We start from the raw sequence: 19,083 nt of genomic DNA, 5'->3' as shown, positions 1-19,083 counted from the left end.
CCTAGCCGTCGCGATCCGCAGATGCCGGAAAGACTGGCGCAGAGGCATCCTTTCCCTGACGTGGCGCAGCCTGTTCGGCGCCTTCCGACGCCGCGGCTTCCACTCCGGGCCGGGCCGGGGCTTGCGCACCCGCAGCCGCGTCTGTTTCAGCCGCACCTCCCGGCCGGGGTTCGATGATCCCGCGCTGCGGCACGGGGCCACGCTCATCTGCTGCCGGCCGAACCTCTGCTCGGGGCAGCGACGGATCTGCGGGTGCTGACGCAGCAGCCTCGGCCACCGGGGCGGGCTGCAGATCTCCGGTCAGCGACCCTTCGACAAGCCTCACACCCCGCCGCGCCGCGCTGTCGCGCACCGCCTGGCGCAAGGACGGTTGCCGCTCGAGCAGACGCCGGAATCGCGTCTCGTCCAGTGACAGAAGCGTCGAGTGGCTGATGACCGTCACCTGCCCCTTGCGGCGCTGCCGGCCCAACATGGCGAGCTGGCCGAACATCTCGCCCCGGCCCAGACGGATCTTCTGGCCAGCGGTGTCCACCTCGACCGCGCCCGAGGCGATGAAGAACACGCTGCGCGGAGTGTCGCCACGGCGCACGATCACCTCCCCGGGCTCGGCATAGACGGTGGTCAGCGCCCGCGCCAGACGCTTGCGCGCCGCCTCGTCCATATCGGCAAAAAGCGGGAACTGACGCACCAGCTCGGTCTTGCGCACGGCAAGGTCGAGCCTTGGGCGGGGTTCGACCTCGCCGCGCGCGCGGGCCAGTTGCTGCCGGAGTGTCGTGTGCAGCTCCGGGCCGATCAGCCCGTCCGCGCGCAGCACGTCATATTCGCGCTCTTCCAGCCGCAGGGCCATGCGCCGCAGATACTGCCGCTCCAGCTCTTCGGCATAGCCGGGATATTGCAGGCGCAGCCCTGCAAGCGCGCTTTCAGTGCCCTCTTCGCGGCGGGCAAGAAGCTCATGCAACAGGTCCGACACCCGTCGGCCGTGGATGCGCCGGATCTTGGTGTCGATATAGGCGTGCAGATCGCGCAGGATCATGCGCTGGTTCAGCAGGATCTCGAACCGTTCCGCCGTCAAGCGCGCCAGCGGTGCCGCGATGCGCAACCGGTTGTGCAGGGCGACCGCGGCGCGGTAGCCCGGCCCGTAGCCAAGCGCCCGCCGCCCGGCCCGGCGATAACCGCTGCGGCCTTCAAGCCGGGTCGCCTCGATCAGCCGGTCCACATCCGACAGCATCCGCTCTACCAGCCGCTGCGACACAAGCTGTTGCAGGAAGGCTTCAAGCACCAGGTCGCGTTCGCGGCCGGCAAGCGCGATCAGCCCCAGCGTGATGCGGTCGCGGTCCAGGATTTCGGTGCCGGCCTCGGCCAGGCGCACTGCCTCGTCCAGCCTTTCGCCGAACCGCTTGGCCTCGGACCGGACGGTTTCGCGCGACAGTGCGTGATCGCGCGCGCTTTCGGCCACGTCCTCGCGCACATTCTGCAAGGCCACGGCGATCACCTGATGCGACAGCGCCGCATCAAGGGGTGAAAGCCGATCCAGCCCGAGGCGCGAGATCACCCAGCGCAATGTCGTGCCCTGCGCGATCAGCGTGAACAGGGTCAGCCCGGTGGCAAGGATACCGACCAGGCGCTGCACCTCGGCCGGAACACGCAGGTTTTCGGTTACCGCAAGCGCCAGGGCCAGCGTCACCGCACCGCGGAGCCCGCCCCAGAGGATCGCCAGCCGATAGGGCCGCTGCACTTGCGGCGACAGCCGGGCAAAGCTCAGAAGCGGCAACACCCCGAACAGCATGAAGACACGCGCACCCACCGCCGCCAGGATCACCACCAGCAGCAGCCCCAGATCGGCCAGTCGCACATCGCCCATCAGCCGCGGGATCAGCAGCGCCGCCAGCACGAAGATCAGGGCGCCGGCCCAATGGGCAAGCAGGTCCCAGACTTCGCGCAGATAGTTCCAGGCAGCAGGCAGAAGCCGCGCCGGCCCCACAAGGTTCAGCGTCATCCCCGCCGCGACCACGGCCACCACGCCCGACACGCCCAGAACCCGCTCGCCAAGCACATAGGTCAGGTAGGGCAGCGCGACGCTGATCGAGACCTGCGCCAGCAGATAACGTCCAACCAGCGACATCACCGACACGGCAACGCGCCCCATCAACCAGCCCGCGCCAAGGCCGCCGGCGATCAGCCAGGGGAACTGCAGCAGCGCCGCCCCGATATCGGGATCGGGCACGCCCCGCATGACGAACGAGATGAAAAGCCCGAACAGCGCGATCGCCGCCGCGTCATTCAGAAGGCTTTCCCCTTCGACGATGCGCGTCAGGCGCTGCGGGGCGGCGATGTTGCGGAAAATCCCGACCACCGCAGAAGGGTCGGTGGTGGAGACGATCGCGCCGATCAGCAGGCAGGCCGCCAGCGGCAATCCCGAAATCGGCGCGAGCGCATAGCCCACCGCCAGCGTCGCCACGACCACGGCCACCACCGCCATGGTGAGGATGGGCACCCAGTCATCCATCATCCGCCGCAGGTTCAACCCAAGCGAGACCTGAAACAGCAGCGTCGGCAGGAACACGTAAAGAAACACCTGCGAGGTGATCGGCAGGTTCACGATCACCTGCGCCACAGGGTTCAGCGCATCGGTCAGGGGCGTCTGCAGGAAAAAGACCGCAGCGATGCCGATCACGATCCCGACCACCGCCAGCACCACGCTGTAGGGAATGCGCAGGCGGCCGGCCAGCGGCTCGGACAGGCCCATCACCAGGAACAGCGTGGCCACAAGTGTAACAGTGAGAATGACGTCCATTCCATCAGCATAAGTTGCGCGCAGGACAGAAAAAAGTCCCTCTCTTCGCTTCTGCCGCAACTGTTATCCTTGCCGGGCCGCAGCCCGAGGCCGCAGCCCGAGGATCGATCACATCAGCCGCCCGGGCCCGCCCTGTCGTTGCCCTTGGACCTTGGGGAAGGTCCGGTGCAGCCGAGGCGGCATCGCCGCGGACCGGGCCGATCCGCACGGGTGCCTGCGCAGGTTGCGGTGCCGGCCGGCTTCAGGTTCGGGCCTGTCACGTGGCATCGGCGCAAAGCCGGCAAGGCGACGCCGCGCGGCGCCATCCTCGCTTCGGCGGCGCCGGGGCGACCGCGCGGCGGGCACGGCAGCCGCGATCCCCGAACCCGGGCCGAAACCTGCCGTCGGTTCGGGCATCACATCACCAGCAAGGGCGTTTACCGCACCTTGGGGCTGCACTCCGCAACCGCTGCCTCGGGGGGCCTGCGATGGACCCAGGCGTCTTCAGGTCCCGGGCACAAGAAGACGCGGGATGTCCCGGCGCTTCCGCGGACCTCATCATGGGCGTGCCCGGCCGCGGCAAAGGCGCATGGACGGCGGGCGAATCTGTGCCGCCTCGGACCCCGCCGGCCCGGCAGAAGCGCCATTGCCTGTGCCGCGTGCGGGGCGTAGGGTCGCGCCATGGCATGGTTCGGCTCTCTCAGCTCGGCGTCGCGGGGCATTCTGTTGATGCTTTGCGCGGTCTTCATCTTCACGGTGATGGACGCGCTGGCGAAATCTCTCATCGCGAGCTACGGCGCGGTGCAGGTGGTCTGGGCGCGCTATGCGGGGCAGACAGTGATCGTCGTGGCCATCCTTGCGCGACGGCTGCGTCCCCTGATGCGGACCAGCTATCCCGGGGTCCATGTCCTGCGTTCTGTCTTCCAGGTTGCGGCGACGGCGCTGTTCTTTTCAGCACTGCCGCATATCGGTCTGGCCGAGGCGACGGCGATCATGGACATCAATCCGGTGCTCATCACCTTTGCCGCTGCCCTCTTTCTGGGCGAACGGATCGGTGCGCGGCGGCTCTTCGGGGTTCTTGCCGCGATGTGCGGGGCACTGATCATCATCCGGCCCGGAAGCGGCGTCTTTTCCCCGGCGGCGCTTCTGCCCTTGGCGGCGGCGGCCTGTTACGCGGGCCACGCAATTACCACTCGGATGGTCGGGCGCGAGGAGAGCGTCTGGACCGCGCTTCTTTACACCGCGATCATCGGCACCGTGGTCACCACGGCCGCACTGCCATGGGGTTGGAACACGCCTGCCTGGCGCGACGTGCCGGGCCTTCTGATCATCGGCGTCATCGGCGCGACCGGCCAGCTGTTCCTGATCCGGGCCTTTTCCATGGCCGAAGCCGCCGTTGTGGCGCCGTTCGGCTATGTCGGCCTGCTGTTCGCAACCTTCTGGGGCGTAGTGATCTTCGGCGAGTTTCCCGATCTCTGGACGGGGGTCGGCGCGCTTGTGATCGTGGCAGCCGGGCTTTATGTCTGGCATCGGGAAACGCGCGCGGCCAAGGCTGCGCCGGTGGCGGAATGAGCGGGACGGATGCAGAAGGAAACCGAAGGCCGCGGCTGGGGCGACTGGCTTTCCGACCGGTTGTTCCGGGGGCTGATCTGGCTGGCACTGCGCCTGCCTCATGGGGTTCGGGTGCGGCTCATGGGCTGGATGGCCGCCTGGCTTGTCGCACCGCTGGCGGGCTATATCCGCCGCGCCGAAGATAACCTGGCGCTGGTCTTTCCCGACATGCCGCCGCGGGAACGCCGGCGCATCGCCCGCGCGGTGGCGAACAATACCGGACGAATGCTGATCGAGAACTACGCCTCGCAATCCCTGGTTCAGGCTGCGGCCGATCACATCCCGCTGGGGCCGGGCTATGCCGCGCTTCAGGCGGCGCAGGCAGCCGGCCGGCCGGCGATCCTTGTCACCGGTCATTTCGGCAACTTCGGCTTTGCCCGCGCGGCGCTGACCGCGCGCGGGTTCGAGATCGCGGGCCTCTACCGTCCGATGCGCAACGTGTTCTTCAACGAACACTACGTGCGGATGATGGAATCGGTCGGCGGGCAGTCCTTCCCTCAGGGGCGGCGCGGCACGGCCGGTTTCGCGCGTCACCTGCGCGATGGTGGCACGGCGGTCCTGCTGATCGACCAGCATATCAGCGGCGCCCCGCAGCTGGATTTCCTCGGCCATCCGGCGCGTACCGCCCTGTCGGCGGCCGAGCTTGCACTGAAGTACGACGCGCTTCTGATCCCGTTCTATGCCACACGCCAGCCGGACGGGCTGAGCTTTGTCGTCGAGATGGAAGCCCCCGTGCCACATGGTGATCCGGTGACGATGACCCAGGCACTCAACGACAGCCTTGCCGCCCGGGTCCGCAACCGGCCCGAACAGTGGTTCTGGATCCACCGGCGCTGGAAAGCCTGACGCCTCAGGGCAGACGCGCGGCGCCGATCACCGGGCCGAACCCTTCACGCTGGACGATGATCACCACCGGCTGATCTCCCTCCACGCGCGCCAGCATCTCGAGCGGCGCCGCGCCATCCCAGCGGGCGATGGTTTCCCAGAGCGTGACGATGTTGTGGTAGGTCACGGTGCGCCCCGCGTTTTCGCCGCGCGCAATGGTGACGGTTTCCTTCGGCTTGTAGCGAACAAGCTGGACCAGCGCGACCTTCCCGGCGTCGGGCTCGGCGGACGGCGCGGGCGCGAGCCGGATGCGCACCTGATCCTCCGCTTCCCGCGTCAGGGCCAGTTGCACCGGCTGCGCGCGGTCGCGATGGGCCGTGATCAGATCGGCCAGCTGGATGGGCCGGAAGCCTTCGATCCGGTCGGTGCCGCCGACGATCATCTGCGGCGTATAGATCGCGCGGTCGCCGACGGCGCGGGCATATCCTTTCTGCCGCTCGGTGAAGCCCGGCTGCGCGAAGGCATCTGCCCAGCCGATGTAATCCCAGTAATCGACATGGAGCGCGAGCGCGATCACGTCACGATGGTCTGCAAGCCGCTCCAGCAGGGCATCGGCCGGTGGGCAGGCCGAACAACCCTGTGAGGTGTAAAGCTCGATCACCACCGGGTTTTCCTCGGCGACAAGCCCTGCCGTGCCCAGCAAAAGCCCCAGTGCTGCGCCAATGATCACGCGCATGAAAGCGCCCCCCTTGCGGTTTTTTCCCCTTGCTAGCCCCGCCCCGGGGCCTTTGCCAATCAAGGTTTTGTTAGTGTTCCCGTTGCGCCACAGGGCCAAGCGCAAAATTCAGTGCACAATGGTATACAAATTCGGCCCTCCCCCCTTGATCCGGAACGCGCGATCAGGCAAGAGCAGGCCAGCAAGACCCCTGTCCATGCCAAGGGAGCCATCCATGACCATCATCGTCGGACAAGATACCTCCAAGACCCGCCGCACACTCGAAGCCGCGGGCCAGACCGTCGCCTATTATTCGATCCCCGCCGCGCAAGAGGCTGGGCTGGGCGATTTCTCGAAACTGCCGGCCGCGCTGAAGGTCGTGCTGGAGAACATGCTCCGGTTCGAGGACGGCAAGACGGTCAGCGTCGATGACATCAAGGCCTTCGCCGACTGGGCAAAGCTGGGCGGCAAGAACCCGCGCGAGATCGCCTATCGCCCGGCCCGCGTGCTGATGCAGGACTTCACCGGCGTGCCCGCGGTCGTGGACCTTGCGGCGATGCGCGACGGGATCAAGGCGCTGGGCGGTGACCCGCAAAAGATCAACCCGCTGAACCCGGTCGATCTGGTCATCGACCACTCGGTCATGATCGACGAATTCGGCAACCCGCGCGCCTTCCAGCTGAACGTGGACCGGGAATACGAACGGAACCTGGAACGCTATACCTTCCTGAAATGGGGCCAGAAGGCGTTCAACAACTTCCGCGTCGTGCCGCCCGGAACCGGCATCTGCCACCAGGTGAACCTCGAATACCTCTCGCAGACCGTCTGGACCGACAAGGACCAGAACGGCCAGGAAGTGGCCTACCCGGATACGCTGGTCGGCACCGACAGCCACACCACCATGGTGAACGGCCTTGCGGTGCTGGGCTGGGGCGTCGGCGGGATCGAGGCCGAGGCCGCGATGCTGGGCCAGCCGATCTCGATGCTGATCCCGGAAGTCGTGGGCTTCAAGCTGACCGGGCGCATGGTCGAGGGCACGACCGCCACCGACCTCGTGCTCAAGGTCGTGCAGATGCTGCGCAAGAAGGGCGTGGTCGGCAAGTTCGTCGAATTCTACGGCGAAGGCCTTGACCACCTGCCGCTGGCCGACCGTGCGACCATCGCGAACATGGCCCCCGAATACGGCGCGACCTGCGGCTTCTTCCCGATCGACGACGAGGCGCTGCGCTACCTGCGTCAGACCGGCCGGGACGAGGCGCGCATCGCGCTGGTCGAGGCCTATGCCAAGGCCAACGGCATGTGGCGCGGCCCGGATTACGAGCCCGTCTACACCGACACGCTGCACCTCGACATGGGCACCGTGGTTCCGGCGGTGTCGGGCCCGAAACGTCCGCAGGATCATACGCCGCTGACCGAGTCGGCCCAGTCGTTCCTCAAGGTCGTCAGCGAATATCGCGGCGGCGCCGAAGATGGTGATACGCTGGTCGATGTTCGCAAGACCGCCAAGGTCGAGGGCGAGGATTACACGATCCGCGACGGCTCGGTCGTGATCGCGGCCATCACCTCCTGCACCAACACCTCGAACCCCTATGTGATGATCGGCGCGGGCCTGGTGGCGCGCAAGGCGCGGGCGCTTGGCCTGACGCGCAAGCCCTGGGTCAAGACCTCGCTCGCCCCCGGGTCGCAGGTCGTGTCTGAATACCTTGAGGCCGCGGGCCTGCAGGAAGATCTTGACGCCGTGGGCTTCAACCTTGTGGGTTACGGCTGCACCACCTGCATCGGCAACTCGGGCCCGCTGCAGCCCGAGATCTCGAAGGCGATCAACGACAACGATCTGATCGCAACTGCCGTCCTGTCGGGGAACCGCAACTTCGAGGGCCGGATCAGCCCCGATGTGCGCGCGAACTACCTTGCCTCGCCGCCGCTGGTCGTGGCCTATGCCATCGCAGGCGACATGAACATCGACCTGACGTCCGAGCCGCTGGGCAAGGACCGGAACGGCAATGACGTCTACCTGAAAGACATCTGGCCCACGTCGAAGGAAGTCGCGGATCTGGTCGAAAAGACCGTGACGCGCGAAGCCTTCCAGAAGAAATACGCCGATGTCTTCAAGGGCGACGAAAAGTGGCAGGGTGTCCAGATCACGGACAGCGAAACCTACGACTGGCCGCCGACCTCCACCTATGTGCAGAACCCGCCCTATTTCCGGGGGATGAGCAAGGATCCGGGCGTGATCTCGGATATCTCGGGCGCGCGGGTTCTGGCGCTTCTGGGCGACATGATCACCACGGACCACATCAGCCCCGCCGGTTCGTTCAAGGAAACCACGCCGGCCGGACGTTATCTGGTGGAACGTCAGGTCCCGGTGCGCGAGTTCAACTCCTACGGGTCGCGTCGTGGCAACCACGAGATCATGATGCGCGGCACCTTTGCCAACATCCGGATCAAGAACGAGATGCTTCCGGGGGTCGAGGGCGGCTATTCCAAGGGCCCCGACGGGCAGCAGACCTCGATCTTCGACGCGGCCATGGCCTATCAGGATCAGGGCACGCCGCTGGTGATCTTCGGCGGCATGGAATACGGCGCCGGGTCCAGCCGCGACTGGGCTGCGAAGGGCACCGCGCTTCTGGGCGTCAAGGCGGTCGTGGCCGAGAGCTTCGAGCGTATCCACCGCTCGAACCTCGTCGGCATGGGCGTCATCCCGTTCGAGTTCACCAACGGCGACACCCGCAAGAGCCTGGGCCTGACCGGCGACGAGGTGGTGTCGATCACCGGGCTTGCCGGCGATCTTAAGCCGCTCTCGATGGTTCCCTGCACGATCACCTATGCGGATGGCACGGTGAAGGAGATCCAGCTCAAGTGCCGGATCGATACCGAGGTCGAGATCGAATACGTCCAGAACGGCGGTGTTCTGCACTACGTGCTGCGCAACCTCGCGCAGACGGCCTGATCGGACCGGGCCTGCCCTGCCGGGCGGGCCCGCTTCAGGCGCTGCGGTCCTTGCGCAGCGCCTGGCACTTCCATCCGGCGATTGTCCAGCGCGGATGAGAATTGATCCAGTCCGCAAGAACGGGCTGTGCCCGCATCGAACAGGCGGCGGGGGACATGTCGCTGTAAAGCAGGCTGCGCTCTTCGCAGTTCTGCGGCGACGCGCTCAGGCAGACGACAAAGACAAGTTCGATCATGGCGCACCTCTGGCTGGTGATCGGATACCTCCCGCGCCAAATGTGGCAGATCGGCTCTCAAGCAAGGCTGCTTGCGGATGCATTTGATGTCTTTAGACCGCCGTTTTTCTCCTCTGCCCGATTTCGAGGCGCCCTTGCGGGCAGAAAGGTCGCTCTGTTCGGCAACGGAGATCGCGGCGCCTCGCGGACTTGCAACCACAGGATGAAGAAGCAAAGTCCTTGATTTGGCTTGGGGGTTACTGTCACATGCAGGTTACAAAAGACCACTAACAGCGGCGCGTGCGGCCAGCGAAACCTGCGGCTGCCGAAACCCCAGGGGAGATATTTCATGACTAGCACCATCAACCGCCTTGTCGGCGCCTCGGTCTCGGCGCTGTTGGCGACGACGTCGATCGTTTCGGCCCAGAGCATGGACGAGTTGATCGAGGGCGCGCGCGCCGAGGGCATGCTGACCACCATCGCCCTGCCGCATGACTGGTGCGGCTATGGCGCCGTGATCCAGGGCTTCAAGGAAAAATATCCGTTCCTGACCATCAATGAACTGAACCCCGACGCAGGCTCGGCCGATGAGCTTGAGGCGATCCGTGCAAACCGCAACAACACCGGCCCGCAGGCGCCAGATGTGATCGACGTCGGCTTTGCCTTCGGCCCGGCCGCCAAGGAAGAAGGCCTGATCCAGCCCTACAAGGTCTCGACCTGGGATACGATCCCCGATGCCGCCAAGGATGCCGAGGGCTACTGGTATGGCGACTATTACGGCGTGCTGGCCTTTGCGGTGAACACCGATCTCGTGGACGAGATCCCGCAGGACTGGGAAGACCTGCTCAAGCCCGAATATGCCAATTCCGTCGCGCTGGCGGGTGATCCGCGCGCCTCGAACCAGGCGATCCTTGCGGTGCAGGCGGCAGGCCTCGCACGCGGCGCCGAAGCCGGCGAGGCCGCCGGCCAGGCCGGGCTCGAGTTCTTTGCCGAACTGAATCAGGCCGGCAACTTCGTGCCGGTGATCGGCAAGGCCGGCACGCTGGCGCAGGGCGCGACCCCGATCGTGATCCAGTGGGACTATAACGCGCTGTCCAGCCGCGACACGCTGGCCGGCAACCCGCCGGTCGAAGTGGTGGTGCCGGCATCGGGCGTGGTGGCCGGCGTCTATGTGCAGGCGATCAGCGCCTATGCGCCGCATCCGAACGCCGCGAAGCTCTGGATGGAGTATCTTTATTCGGACGAAGGTCAGCTTGGCTGGCTTGCCGGCTATTGCCACCCGATCCGCTTCAACGATCTTGCCCAGCGCGGCGTGATTCCCAACGACCTGATGGAAGCGCTGCCGCCGGCCGAGGCCTATGAAGCCGCCGTCTTCCCGACGCTGGACGAGCAGGAAGCCACGAAGGCCGTGATTACCGGCGGCTGGGACCAGGTCGTCGGCGCAAACGTGCAATAAGCCCCTGCCTTCAGGCCCGCCCCGCATCTGCGGGGCGGGTTTTCGTTTCAAGCACGAGGTACGGATGGACGTTTCCGCCGCCAGAACGCGCCGACAGCTTCCGCTGCACTGGCTGGGCGTTCTGCCCTTTGCCGCCTTCGCAATCCTGTTTCTGCTGTGGCCGACGATGCATATCGTGGCGGGCGCCTTCCGCAACCCGCAGGGCGAATTCACGCTTCAGAACCTTGCCAACCTCTGGACGCCTTCGATCATCGCCTCCTACTGGATTTCGATCCGGATCAGCTTTGCCTCGGCCTTCCTTGGCTGCGTGATCGGCTTTGCCATTGCGGCGGCGGTGACGCTGGGGGGCCTTCCGCGCTGGATCCGGGGGCCGCTGCTGACCTTCTCCGGTGTCGCTTCGAACTTTGCGGGAGTTCCGCTGGCCTTCGCCTTCCTCGCGACCCTGGGACGGCTGGGGCTGGTGACGATCCTTCTGCGCGACTGGTTCGGGATCAACATCTATGCGATGGGCTTCAACCTACTGTCGTTCTTCGGGCTGACCGTCACCTACCTGTTCTTCCAGATCCCGCTGATGATCCTGATCGTCACGCCCGCCCTTGACGGGCTGAAACGGGAATGGCGCGAAGCAGCCTCGATCCTCGGCGCCTCGGGGGCGCAATACTGGCGCATCGTCGCCTTTCCGATCCTCTGGCCGACATTGCTGGGCACATTCGCGCTGCTGTTCGCCAATGCCTTCGGTGCCGTTGCGACGGCCTTTGCGCTGACCGGATCCTCGCTGTCGATCGTGCCGATCCTGCTCTTTGCCCAGATCCGGGGCGATGTGCTGCAGGATCCGCATCTGGGCTATGCGCTTGCCTTCGGGATGATCGTGGTGACCGGCATCGCCAATCTGATCTATGTCGTGCTTCGGGCGCGCAGCGAACGGTGGACAAGATGACGGCGCAACGGATCGCCGCCTGGGTGGCGCTGGCCTTCGGGCTGATCTACTTCTTCCTGCCGCTGATCGGCACGATCGAGTTTTCGCTGCGGATGCGGCGCGGGGAATACAGCCTTGACGCCTATCGCGTGGTTCTCGGCGATCCGCGTTTTCAGCAGACCTTCACCTATTCGGTGGTGATGGCCCTCTGCACGATCATCGTCGGCGTGCTGATCGTGGTGCCCACGGCCTATTGGGTGCGGCTAAAGCTTCCGCGGCTGCGCCCCGTCGTCGAGTTCATCACGCTGTTACCGCTGGTCATTCCGCCCATCGTGATCGTCTTCGGCTACATCCGGATGTACAACACGTCGTCCTTCCTGCCGCTGACGGGGACGGCGACGGGCACCAACTTCCTTCTGATGATGGGCTACGCGACACTGTCGCTGCCCTATATGTATCGTGCGGTCGATACCGGCCTGCGCGCGATCGACATCCGCAGCCTGACGGAGGCCGCGCAAAGCCTGGGTGCGGGCTGGGTGACGATCATGGCGCGGGTGATCCTGCCGAATGTGCTTGTGGCAGTGCTGTCGGGCGCCTTTCTGACCTTTGCCATCGTGATCGGGGAATTCGTGCTGGCAGCACTTCTGAACCGGCCCGCCTTCGGCCCCTACCTGCAGCTTATCGGCGCCAACCGCGCCTATGAACCGGCGGCACTTGCGGTGATTGCCTTCTCGATCACCTGGATCTGCATGGGACTGATCCAGCTTGTGACCCGCTTTTCGAAACATACACAGGTCAGGCGCTGATCCATGGGCTTTCTCGATATCTCCAACCTGTCCAAGAGCTTCGGCGCCACGCAGGTCGTGAAGGATTTCAACCTCAGCGTCGAAAAGGGCGAATTCATCTCGTTCCTCGGGCCGTCGGGCTGCGGCAAGACAACGACGCTGCGCATGGTGGCCGGGTTCGAGGTGCCAAGCGCCGGCACGATCCGGATTGATGGTCGCGATGTGGTGCGCCTGCGCCCGAACCAGCGCAACATCGGCATGGTGTTTCAAAGCTATGCGCTGTTTCCCAACCTGACCGTCGCCGACAACGTGGGCTTTGGCCTGCGCGTCGCCGGCGTGCCGCGCGCCGGGCGGGCGTCGCGCGTGGCCGAGATGCTGGCGATCGTGGGCCTTGCCGATTTCGGCGCCCGCTATCCCTTCCAGCTTTCGGGGGGTCAACAGCAGCGCGTGGCACTGGCGCGCGCGCTTGCGGTGCGCCCGCAGGTGCTGCTGCTGGACGAACCGCTCTCGGCGCTTGATGCCAAGATCCGGGTCAGCCTGCGCGAAGAGATCCGCTCGATCCAGCGCAAGCTGGGCATCACCACGATCTATGTGACCCACGATCAGGAAGAGGCGCTGTCGATGTCCGACCGCATCGTGGTGATGAACAATGGCGTCGCAGATCAGGTCGCACCACCGTTCGAGATTTACAACCGGCCCACGACGCGCTTTGTCGCGAGCTTTGTCGGCACGCTCAACCTGATCGAGGCCGAGGTTGCCGATGCAGCCGCAGGCCGGCTGCGGTTGGGCCCCGACCTGGTGGATCTGGGCCGCCCCCTGCCCGACAACCGCCGGGTGACACTTGCACTGCGGCCCGAAGCCTTGTCGCTTGCGCCCCACGGCGGGCGCGATCTGGCCTTGGCCGGAGAGATCGTCGAGGTGCATTTTCTTGGCTCGGTCATCCGGATCAGGGTGCAGGTTGGCGACGCGCGGCTGTCGCTCGACACATTCAATTCGCCGGACAGCCCGCCCCCTGCGGTGGGCGCGCCGGCAACGGTCTTCCTGAACGCGCGCGATCTGATGGTGCTGGCAGACTAGCCCGCGCCCCGTGCGCTGGCCGGACTGACGCATCAGGATCCGCTCGGACCGTGGCGAAGATCTCGCGCGCCCGGCACGGCGTCCGGGTTCATCCTGCGGCGGCCCGCAGGCTGGCACGCACAGTCTTTCGCCGCGAAACCCCGGTCGCGCCGGATCAGACGGTTTCGCCCAGCGCGCCCGCATGTTCGATGAACGCCACGATCTCGGCCAGGCCCTCGCCGTTACGCAGGCTTGCCATGACGAAGGGACGCGCACCCCTTGCCGCCGCCGCATCGCTGCGCAACAGATCCGGGTCCACGCCGACATGTGGCGCCAGATCGACCTTGTTGATCACCAGCAGGTCGGAGCGCGTCAGCCCCGGCCCCTTCTTGCGAGGAATGTCCTGCCCCGCTGCCGTGTCGATGACATAGATGGTCAGGTCGGCGAGTTCGGGGCTGAATGTCGCGGCCAGATTGTCTCCGCCGGATTCGATCAGGATCACATCCAGATCGGGGAAATCGCGGCGCAGGTCGGCAATGGCGGCAAGGTTGATGCTTGCATCCTCGCGGATGGCAGTGTGCGGGCAACCGCCGGTTTCCACACCGCGGATCCGTTCAAGCGGCAGCGCCTGCGCCCGCATCAGGAATTCGGCATCCTCGCGCGTATAGATGTCGTTGGTGATCACCGCGACCGAGAAACGATCGCGCAGCGCGCGGCAGAGCGCCGCGGTCAGGGTGGTTTTCCCGGCGCCGACAGGGCCGCCGATGCCGATGCGAAGGGGTCCATGCGGGCTTGTCATGTCCTGAAAATCCTTACTTCCATGGTTTCGTGTCGCATGGCGGCCAGATCGAGACGCAGGGCCGCGCCCCCCAGTTCGTCAAGAGCAGTCTCGCAAGCTTCGGCCGCAACCTCAAGCATCAGCGGATGGAGCGCGGCCAGAACGCCCTGCCCTTCGGTCTGGCCCAGCGGCACAAACCGCACCGCCCCCTGCACGAGGTTGGAGGCAAAAGCGTGCAGATACTGCGCAACGATCTGCGCGGGCGGCAGCCCGAGATCGCGCGCCGCCGCACCAAGCGCCACCGGATAGGGCATCTCCGGCCACTCCCGTCCCTGCAAGGCGTTGATGACCTGCAGGAACGCGCGCCCCTGATCCAGCGTCTCGGTCAGTCGTTCGCGCGACGGCGCCAGCGCCTCGGCCAGGGCAGCGAGGGCCGGATAATCGGCGCCCTCACCCAGCGCATGCGCCAGCAGCACCGCGTCTGATCGCCCTGCCCCGAACCGCAGCGCATCCTCCAGCCAGGCCCGAAGGTCTGCCGCGTTGCCTATCTCGCCCGCGCTGATGGCCCATTCAAGCCCATGAGAATAGGCATAGCCCCCAACCGGAAAAGCCGGAGACAGCCACTGAACCAGCGTCAGGGCCGCGCCAGCTTCCGCCTGCCTCAATCTGCTTCCTCCGCAGTGTCGGGATCATCGGCGGTATGCAGATGCGCGGCATGGTGGTGCACATGGCTGTGGCGCCCATGTCCATGGCCATGGCCATGGTCGTGTTCGCCGGGGCCGTGATCGTGGCCCATCGTGCGCCCATGTCCATAGGCGCCGCCCTCTGGACGGAAGGGCGCGGTGATCTCGACCAGTTCCGCCCCCAGCCCGCGCAGCATTCCGGCAAGCACATGGTCCTGGCGGATCAGCAGACGGTCAGCTTCGATCTGGCAGGGCGTGTGCCGGTTGCCCACATGCCAGGCAAGACGCGGCAGATGCGGCCCTGTCACCTGCAGAAGCGGCTCATCGGCGGCAACGATTTCGATCAGGCGGCCGTCCAGAAGCTGCAAGGCATCGCCATGATCCAGGCTGGTCACCTCGGGCAGATCGACGACAAGGCTGGCGCCCCCGGCCGTTGTCAGCCGCTTGCGGCGCAGGAACCGGCCGTCATAGTCGAGCACGACCCGGTCGCAGGCATCGGACCAGCTTCCGGCGCGGCACACGGCCTGGGCGGGGGGAAAGGGCGCGGTCATCATATCCTCCGGGGCAGATGCTTTGCAGCGATCTTAGGCAATGCTCCGGCATAGACAAGACCGCTTGCGGGCCTGCAGCTGCGTTCCGGTGCGGCGTCAGGGAAACAGATCGCGAAAGACGTGGCGGGGGATGTCCCGCCTGTGCAATCCACGCGCCAGCAAGGCCCGATCACTGAGCGCTTCCAGGCGCGCAATCTGGTCGGACCTTTCACGCCGCAAGAGCGCCGGATTGAATCCCAGGCCCAGGCCCGCAAGATACTGGTCGATTCTGGCCCCGGCATCGGGGCTGAGGGGTGAATTCGCTGGCCGCATCCGTCACTCCTGCCGTGTGATCCTGACCTCCCCGCCATCAGAATAAGGCGCTTTCGGCACCTGTCGAGAAATTCTTCCCGACAATGCGAACATTAGGGGAACATTAACCTGGCTCTGAAATAGTGTTCCTGCCGAACGACGGACAGGGGACGCAGATGGAACTTTGGCAGGCAGTCGAGGAACTGGCTTTCATCGAGGAAGAAATGACCCGCTTGCGGATGCGCGAAACCGAATTGCGCGGCACGTTCCTGCGCGGTCCGCAGCGGGTTGAAGGGGTGAACCATATCGTCGAGGTGCAGGAGTATCGCTGCAACGTCTTCGACCGGTCGCGCCTTCCGGAAGAGGTGCTGACGAACCCCGCCCATTACCGGGTCGTGCATCGTCGCGAAGTGGTCCTGAGCCCGCGGCAGGCGCCTCCGCAACGTGCCATTGCCTGAGGGCACAAGCGAAGGGTGCAGCAGAAGGCAGACCCGACGCAGAACGCGTCACAGCACCCGCAGCCAAGAAGCGCGACAAGGCGCCGGTTGAACGAGGCAGGAATGAAGCTGCCGGAGGGCCAGCCCTCCGGCAGAGGGCCCGTTCGCGCGGGCTGTCCGCACCATCGCCCAAAAGGTGATCCAGCGCCGCTTCCCGCGCGGGGGCGCATCCCGATCCGCGACTCAGAACAGGAAATACCGCTGCGCGAGCGGCAACGTATCCGCTGGCGCGCAGACAAGCAGTTCGCCATCGGCGCGGACCTCATAGGTTTCGGGGTTTACCTCGACCTGCGGCATGGCATCGTTCAGCCGCATGTCGCGCTTGCCAATGCCCCGGGTGCCCGAGAGCGGCACCAGATCCTTGGCAAGGCCCAGATGCGCCCCGATGCCGGCATCGACTGCGGCGCCCGAGGTAAAGATCACCGCCGAGCGTTCGACCGAACGACCAAAGGCGCCGAACATCGGGCGCGAATAGACCGGCTGCGGCGTCGGGATCGAGGCGTTCGGGTCGCCCATCTGGGCCATGGCGATCGTTCCCCCGACCAGCACCATATCCGGTTTCACGCCGAAGAAGGCGGGCGACCAGAGCACGAGATCGGCGCGTTTTCCTTCCTCGACCGAGCCGATGTCGCGTGACAGGCCATGCGCAATGGCGGGGTTGATCGTGTATTTCGCGACATAGCGGCGGACGCGGAAGTTGTCGTTGCTGCCCGTCTCCTCGGACAATCTGCCGCGCTGCTGCTTCATCTTGTGCGCAGTCTGCCAGGTGCGGATGATGACCTCGCCCACCCGCCCCATCGCCTGGCTGTCGGACGAGATGATCGAGAACGCCCCCATGTCGTGCAGGATATCCTCGGCGGCGATCGTTTCACGGCGGATCCGGCTTTCGGCAAAGGCCACATCCTCGGGAATCGACTTGTCGAGGTGATGGCAGACCATCAGCATGTCCAGATGCTCTTCGATCGTGTTCACCGTGTAGGGCATCGTGGGATTGGTCGAACTGGGGATCACGTTCGGATGGCTGACCACCTTCATGATATCGGGCGCATGGCCCCCGCCGGCGCCCTCGGTATGAAAGGCGTGAATGGTCCGCCCCCCTATCGCCGCCAGCGTGTTCTCCACGAAGCCGCTTTCGTTCAGCGTATCGGTGTGGATCATCACCTGCACGTCCAGTTCATCGGCCACCGTCAGGCAGCAGTCGATCGCGCCAGGGGTGGTGCCCCAGTCCTCGTGCAGTTTCAGCGCCCCCACCCCGGCCCGCACCTGTTCGACAAGGGCTGCGGGAAGGCTCGCATTACCCTTCCCGGCCAGGGCGACATTCACAGGAACCGCGTCCAGCGCCTGCATCATCCGCCCGATATGCCAGGGACCCGGGGTGCAGGTGGTCGCAAGCGTGCCATGGGCCGGCCCGGTGCCGCCACCCAGCATGGTGGTGACGCCGGAATGCAGCGCATCATCGATCTGCTGCGGACAGATGAAGTGGATATGGGCGTCAAAACCGCCCGCGGTCAGGATCCGGCCTTCGCCCGCGATGATCTCGGTCCCGGGGCCGATGACGATGGTGACAGCGGGTTGGGTATCGGGATTGCCTGCCTTGCCGATCTTCGCGATCCGCCCGTCCCGCAGCCCCACATCGGCCTTGTAGATCCCGGTGTGATCCAGGATCAGGGCGTTGGTGATGACGGTATCCATCGCGCCCTCGGCCCGGGTCATCTGGCTTTGCCCCATCCCGTCGCGGATCACCTTGCCACCGCCGAACTTGACCTCTTCGCCATAGATGGTGAGATCGCGTTCCACCTCGATGATGAGGTCGGTATCGGCAAGGCGAAGCCGATCGCCCGTGGTGGGGCCATACATGTCGGCATAGGCGGCGCGGGAAATCGTGGCAGGCATCCGGTTGTCCTGTGGCTTGGGCGGTCGTTACGTCCTGGGTTTGCGGGGCCCGGCCTTGCGGAGCCGGGCGACATTCGCGGCCGTCACGCGGCCAAGCGGGCGCACGGCGGCATGGGCCACGGCCTCGGGGCCACCGCCCGCGGCGGCCTTGGCCATCGCGGCACGCCCCGATTGGGCGAAGGCGCGCTGCTTTTCCAGAACCATGCGCGCGGCCTCGCCGGGCGGCGCCGTCCAGAGCCCGACCATCCCGAGGCACCGCAACGTGATGACTGCCTGAGCTTCGGCCATCATGCTCCAGATCGCGATGCCCGCGCGCCAGTAATCGACCGGTGTCGCAACTTTCATAGGGCCCCCATCACCTTGCGATTGAAGCCAAAGACCCGCCGCGCACCGGCAAGGGGCACCAGCTGCACCTCGCGGGTTTGTCCGGGCTCGAACCGGACAGCGGTGCCGGCCGCGATATCAAGTCGGAATCCGCGTGCCGCCGCGCGGTCAAAGCTGAGGCCCGGATTGGCCTCGGCGAAGTGATAGTGGCTGCCCACCTGCACGGGCCTGTCGCCGGTATTGGCCACGGTGAGGGTAATCGAGGGGGCTGCCTGATTCAGCACGATCTCGCCCGCAGCCGGGAACAGCTCGCCCGGGATCATCGGCGGTGCCCGTGCAGGCGCCTTTGTGGGGTGACGCGGACCGGAACCGGAACCGGCGCGGGCTGAAGGCCCCTGGTCAGGATGGAGAAAATCCGGCGAATAAGGGCGGGCATGGGGGTATCCTTGCGTTTCAACGAATTGGGTGGTGTACGGTCACCAGCTTGGTGCCGTCCGGGAAAGTGGCTTCGACCTGCACATCGTGGATCATCTCGGCGATGCCGGGCATGCAATCCTCGGCGCGCACCACATGGGCGCCCGCCTCCATCAGATCGGCAACGCTGCGACCGTCGCGCGCGCCTTCGACCACGAAGTCGGTGATCAGGGCGATCGCTTCGGGATGGTTGAGCAGGACCCCGCGCGACAGCCGGTTGCGCGCCACCATGGCGGCAAGGCTGATCAGCAGCTTGTCCTTTTCGCGTGGCGTCAGGTTCATCGCTCGCTC

At 65.8% G+C, this 19,083-nt stretch carries 19 protein-coding genes; 8 read left to right on the top strand and 11 right to left on the bottom strand.

The genetic code is table 11. From position 1 onward, the window contains the following. Position 1 precedes the first annotated feature (1 nt). Positions 2-2,794, bottom strand: a complete 2,793-nt coding sequence (locus ACFQXB_RS04110) for a cation:proton antiporter domain-containing protein (protein ID WP_377399570.1) — start codon at positions 2,792-2,794, stop codon at positions 2-4. A 660-nt stretch (positions 2,795-3,454) separates the two neighbouring features. Between ACFQXB_RS04110 and ACFQXB_RS04105 the strand changes: the two genes are divergently transcribed. After that, positions 3,455-4,345: a DMT family transporter gene (locus tag ACFQXB_RS04105; RefSeq protein WP_377399567.1), complete on the top strand. Its 891-nt coding sequence runs from the start codon at positions 3,455-3,457 to the stop codon at positions 4,343-4,345. A 9-nt stretch (positions 4,346-4,354) separates the two neighbouring features. Further along, positions 4,355-5,230, top strand: coding sequence for a lysophospholipid acyltransferase family protein (locus ACFQXB_RS04100; protein ID WP_377399564.1), 876 nt, complete (start codon positions 4,355-4,357; stop codon positions 5,228-5,230). 4 nt (positions 5,231-5,234) lie between these two features. Here ACFQXB_RS04100 and ACFQXB_RS04095 read toward each other — a convergent pair whose 3' ends face one another. Beyond that, a complete protein-coding gene (locus ACFQXB_RS04095; RefSeq protein WP_377399561.1) occupies positions 5,235-5,945 on the bottom strand; it encodes a DUF1223 domain-containing protein in 711 nt (236 codons plus the stop codon). Positions 5,946-6,159: 214 nt separating this feature from the next. On the opposite strand from ACFQXB_RS04095, the gene acnA reads away from it, so the two are divergent. Further along, positions 6,160-8,874 carry an aconitate hydratase AcnA gene (gene acnA / locus ACFQXB_RS04090; RefSeq protein WP_377399558.1) on the top strand — a complete coding sequence of 905 codons (2,715 nt, stop codon included), beginning with the start codon at positions 6,160-6,162 and terminating at the stop codon, positions 8,872-8,874. Positions 8,875-8,908: 34 nt separating this feature from the next. On the opposite strand, the gene ACFQXB_RS04085 is transcribed toward acnA, so the two are convergent. Continuing rightward, positions 8,909-9,109: a hypothetical protein gene (locus tag ACFQXB_RS04085; protein ID WP_377399555.1), complete on the bottom strand. Its 201-nt coding sequence runs from the start codon at positions 9,107-9,109 to the stop codon at positions 8,909-8,911. A 328-nt stretch (positions 9,110-9,437) separates the two neighbouring features. Between ACFQXB_RS04085 and ACFQXB_RS04080 the strand changes: the two genes are divergently transcribed. From ACFQXB_RS04080 to ACFQXB_RS04065, 4 genes are all read left to right on the top strand, one after another. After that, positions 9,438-10,544, top strand: coding sequence for an ABC transporter substrate-binding protein (locus ACFQXB_RS04080; protein ID WP_377399553.1), 1,107 nt, complete (start codon positions 9,438-9,440; stop codon positions 10,542-10,544). 64 nt (positions 10,545-10,608) lie between these two features. Then, entirely contained in the window at positions 10,609-11,481 is an 873-nt protein-coding gene (locus ACFQXB_RS04075; protein WP_377399550.1) for an ABC transporter permease, read from the top strand. Beyond that, a complete protein-coding gene (locus ACFQXB_RS04070) occupies positions 11,478-12,266 on the top strand; it encodes an ABC transporter permease (RefSeq protein ID WP_377399547.1) in 789 nt (262 codons plus the stop codon). The genes ACFQXB_RS04075 and ACFQXB_RS04070 overlap by 4 nt, the downstream gene beginning before the upstream one ends. Positions 12,267-12,269: 3 nt before the next feature. Continuing rightward, entirely contained in the window at positions 12,270-13,322 is a 1,053-nt protein-coding gene (locus tag ACFQXB_RS04065; protein ID WP_377399544.1) for an ABC transporter ATP-binding protein, read from the top strand. A gap of 154 nt (positions 13,323-13,476) precedes the next feature. Here the strand turns inward: ACFQXB_RS04065 and ureG are convergent, their stop codons facing one another. From ureG to ACFQXB_RS04045, 4 genes are all read right to left on the bottom strand, one after another. After that, entirely contained in the window at positions 13,477-14,100 is a 624-nt protein-coding gene (gene ureG, locus ACFQXB_RS04060) for an urease accessory protein UreG (protein ID WP_377399541.1), read from the bottom strand. Continuing rightward, positions 14,097-14,744, bottom strand: a complete 648-nt coding sequence (locus tag ACFQXB_RS04055; RefSeq protein WP_377399538.1) for an urease accessory protein UreF — start codon at positions 14,742-14,744, stop codon at positions 14,097-14,099. Before ACFQXB_RS04055 ends, ureG begins: the two co-directional genes overlap by 4 nt. Continuing rightward, positions 14,741-15,313, bottom strand: a complete 573-nt coding sequence (gene ureE, locus ACFQXB_RS04050; RefSeq protein ID WP_377399535.1) for an urease accessory protein UreE — start codon at positions 15,311-15,313, stop codon at positions 14,741-14,743. The genes ACFQXB_RS04055 and ureE overlap by 4 nt, the downstream gene beginning before the upstream one ends. 96 nt (positions 15,314-15,409) lie before the next feature. Further along, complete coding sequence (locus ACFQXB_RS04045) at positions 15,410-15,625, bottom strand: hypothetical protein (protein WP_377399532.1); 216 nt, start codon at positions 15,623-15,625, stop codon at positions 15,410-15,412. 155 nt (positions 15,626-15,780) lie between these two features. Between ACFQXB_RS04045 and ACFQXB_RS04040 the strand changes: the two genes are divergently transcribed. Continuing rightward, positions 15,781-16,062 carry a hypothetical protein gene (locus ACFQXB_RS04040; RefSeq protein ID WP_377399529.1) on the top strand — a complete coding sequence of 94 codons (282 nt, stop codon included), beginning with the start codon at positions 15,781-15,783 and terminating at the stop codon, positions 16,060-16,062. Between the two features lie 222 nt (positions 16,063-16,284). Here ACFQXB_RS04040 and ureC read toward each other — a convergent pair whose 3' ends face one another. The 4 genes from ureC to ACFQXB_RS04020 form a co-directional block, all read right to left on the bottom strand. Continuing rightward, the gene (gene ureC / locus ACFQXB_RS04035; protein WP_377399526.1) at positions 16,285-17,994 is read right to left on the bottom strand and encodes an urease subunit alpha; all 1,710 of its coding nucleotides are present in this window, start codon (positions 17,992-17,994) and stop codon (positions 16,285-16,287) included. A gap of 27 nt (positions 17,995-18,021) precedes the next feature. Further along, positions 18,022-18,339: an antifreeze protein gene (locus ACFQXB_RS04030; RefSeq protein WP_377399523.1), complete on the bottom strand. Its 318-nt coding sequence runs from the start codon at positions 18,337-18,339 to the stop codon at positions 18,022-18,024. Then, positions 18,336-18,641: an urease subunit beta gene (locus tag ACFQXB_RS04025; protein ID WP_377399520.1), complete on the bottom strand. Its 306-nt coding sequence runs from the start codon at positions 18,639-18,641 to the stop codon at positions 18,336-18,338. The genes ACFQXB_RS04030 and ACFQXB_RS04025 overlap by 4 nt, the downstream gene beginning before the upstream one ends. A gap of 130 nt (positions 18,642-18,771) precedes the next feature. Next, positions 18,772-19,074 carry an urease subunit gamma gene (locus tag ACFQXB_RS04020; RefSeq protein WP_377399517.1) on the bottom strand — a complete coding sequence of 101 codons (303 nt, stop codon included), beginning with the start codon at positions 19,072-19,074 and terminating at the stop codon, positions 18,772-18,774. Between the last annotated feature and the right edge of the window lie 9 nt (positions 19,075-19,083).

Source organism: Halodurantibacterium daqingense, assembly GCF_042666235.1.
GTDB classification, from domain to species: Bacteria; Pseudomonadota; Alphaproteobacteria; order Rhodobacterales; family Rhodobacteraceae; genus Halodurantibacterium; species Halodurantibacterium daqingensis.
Note: the sequence above shows the minus strand (reverse complement) of the source record. Positions and strands in the feature narration are given on the sequence as shown.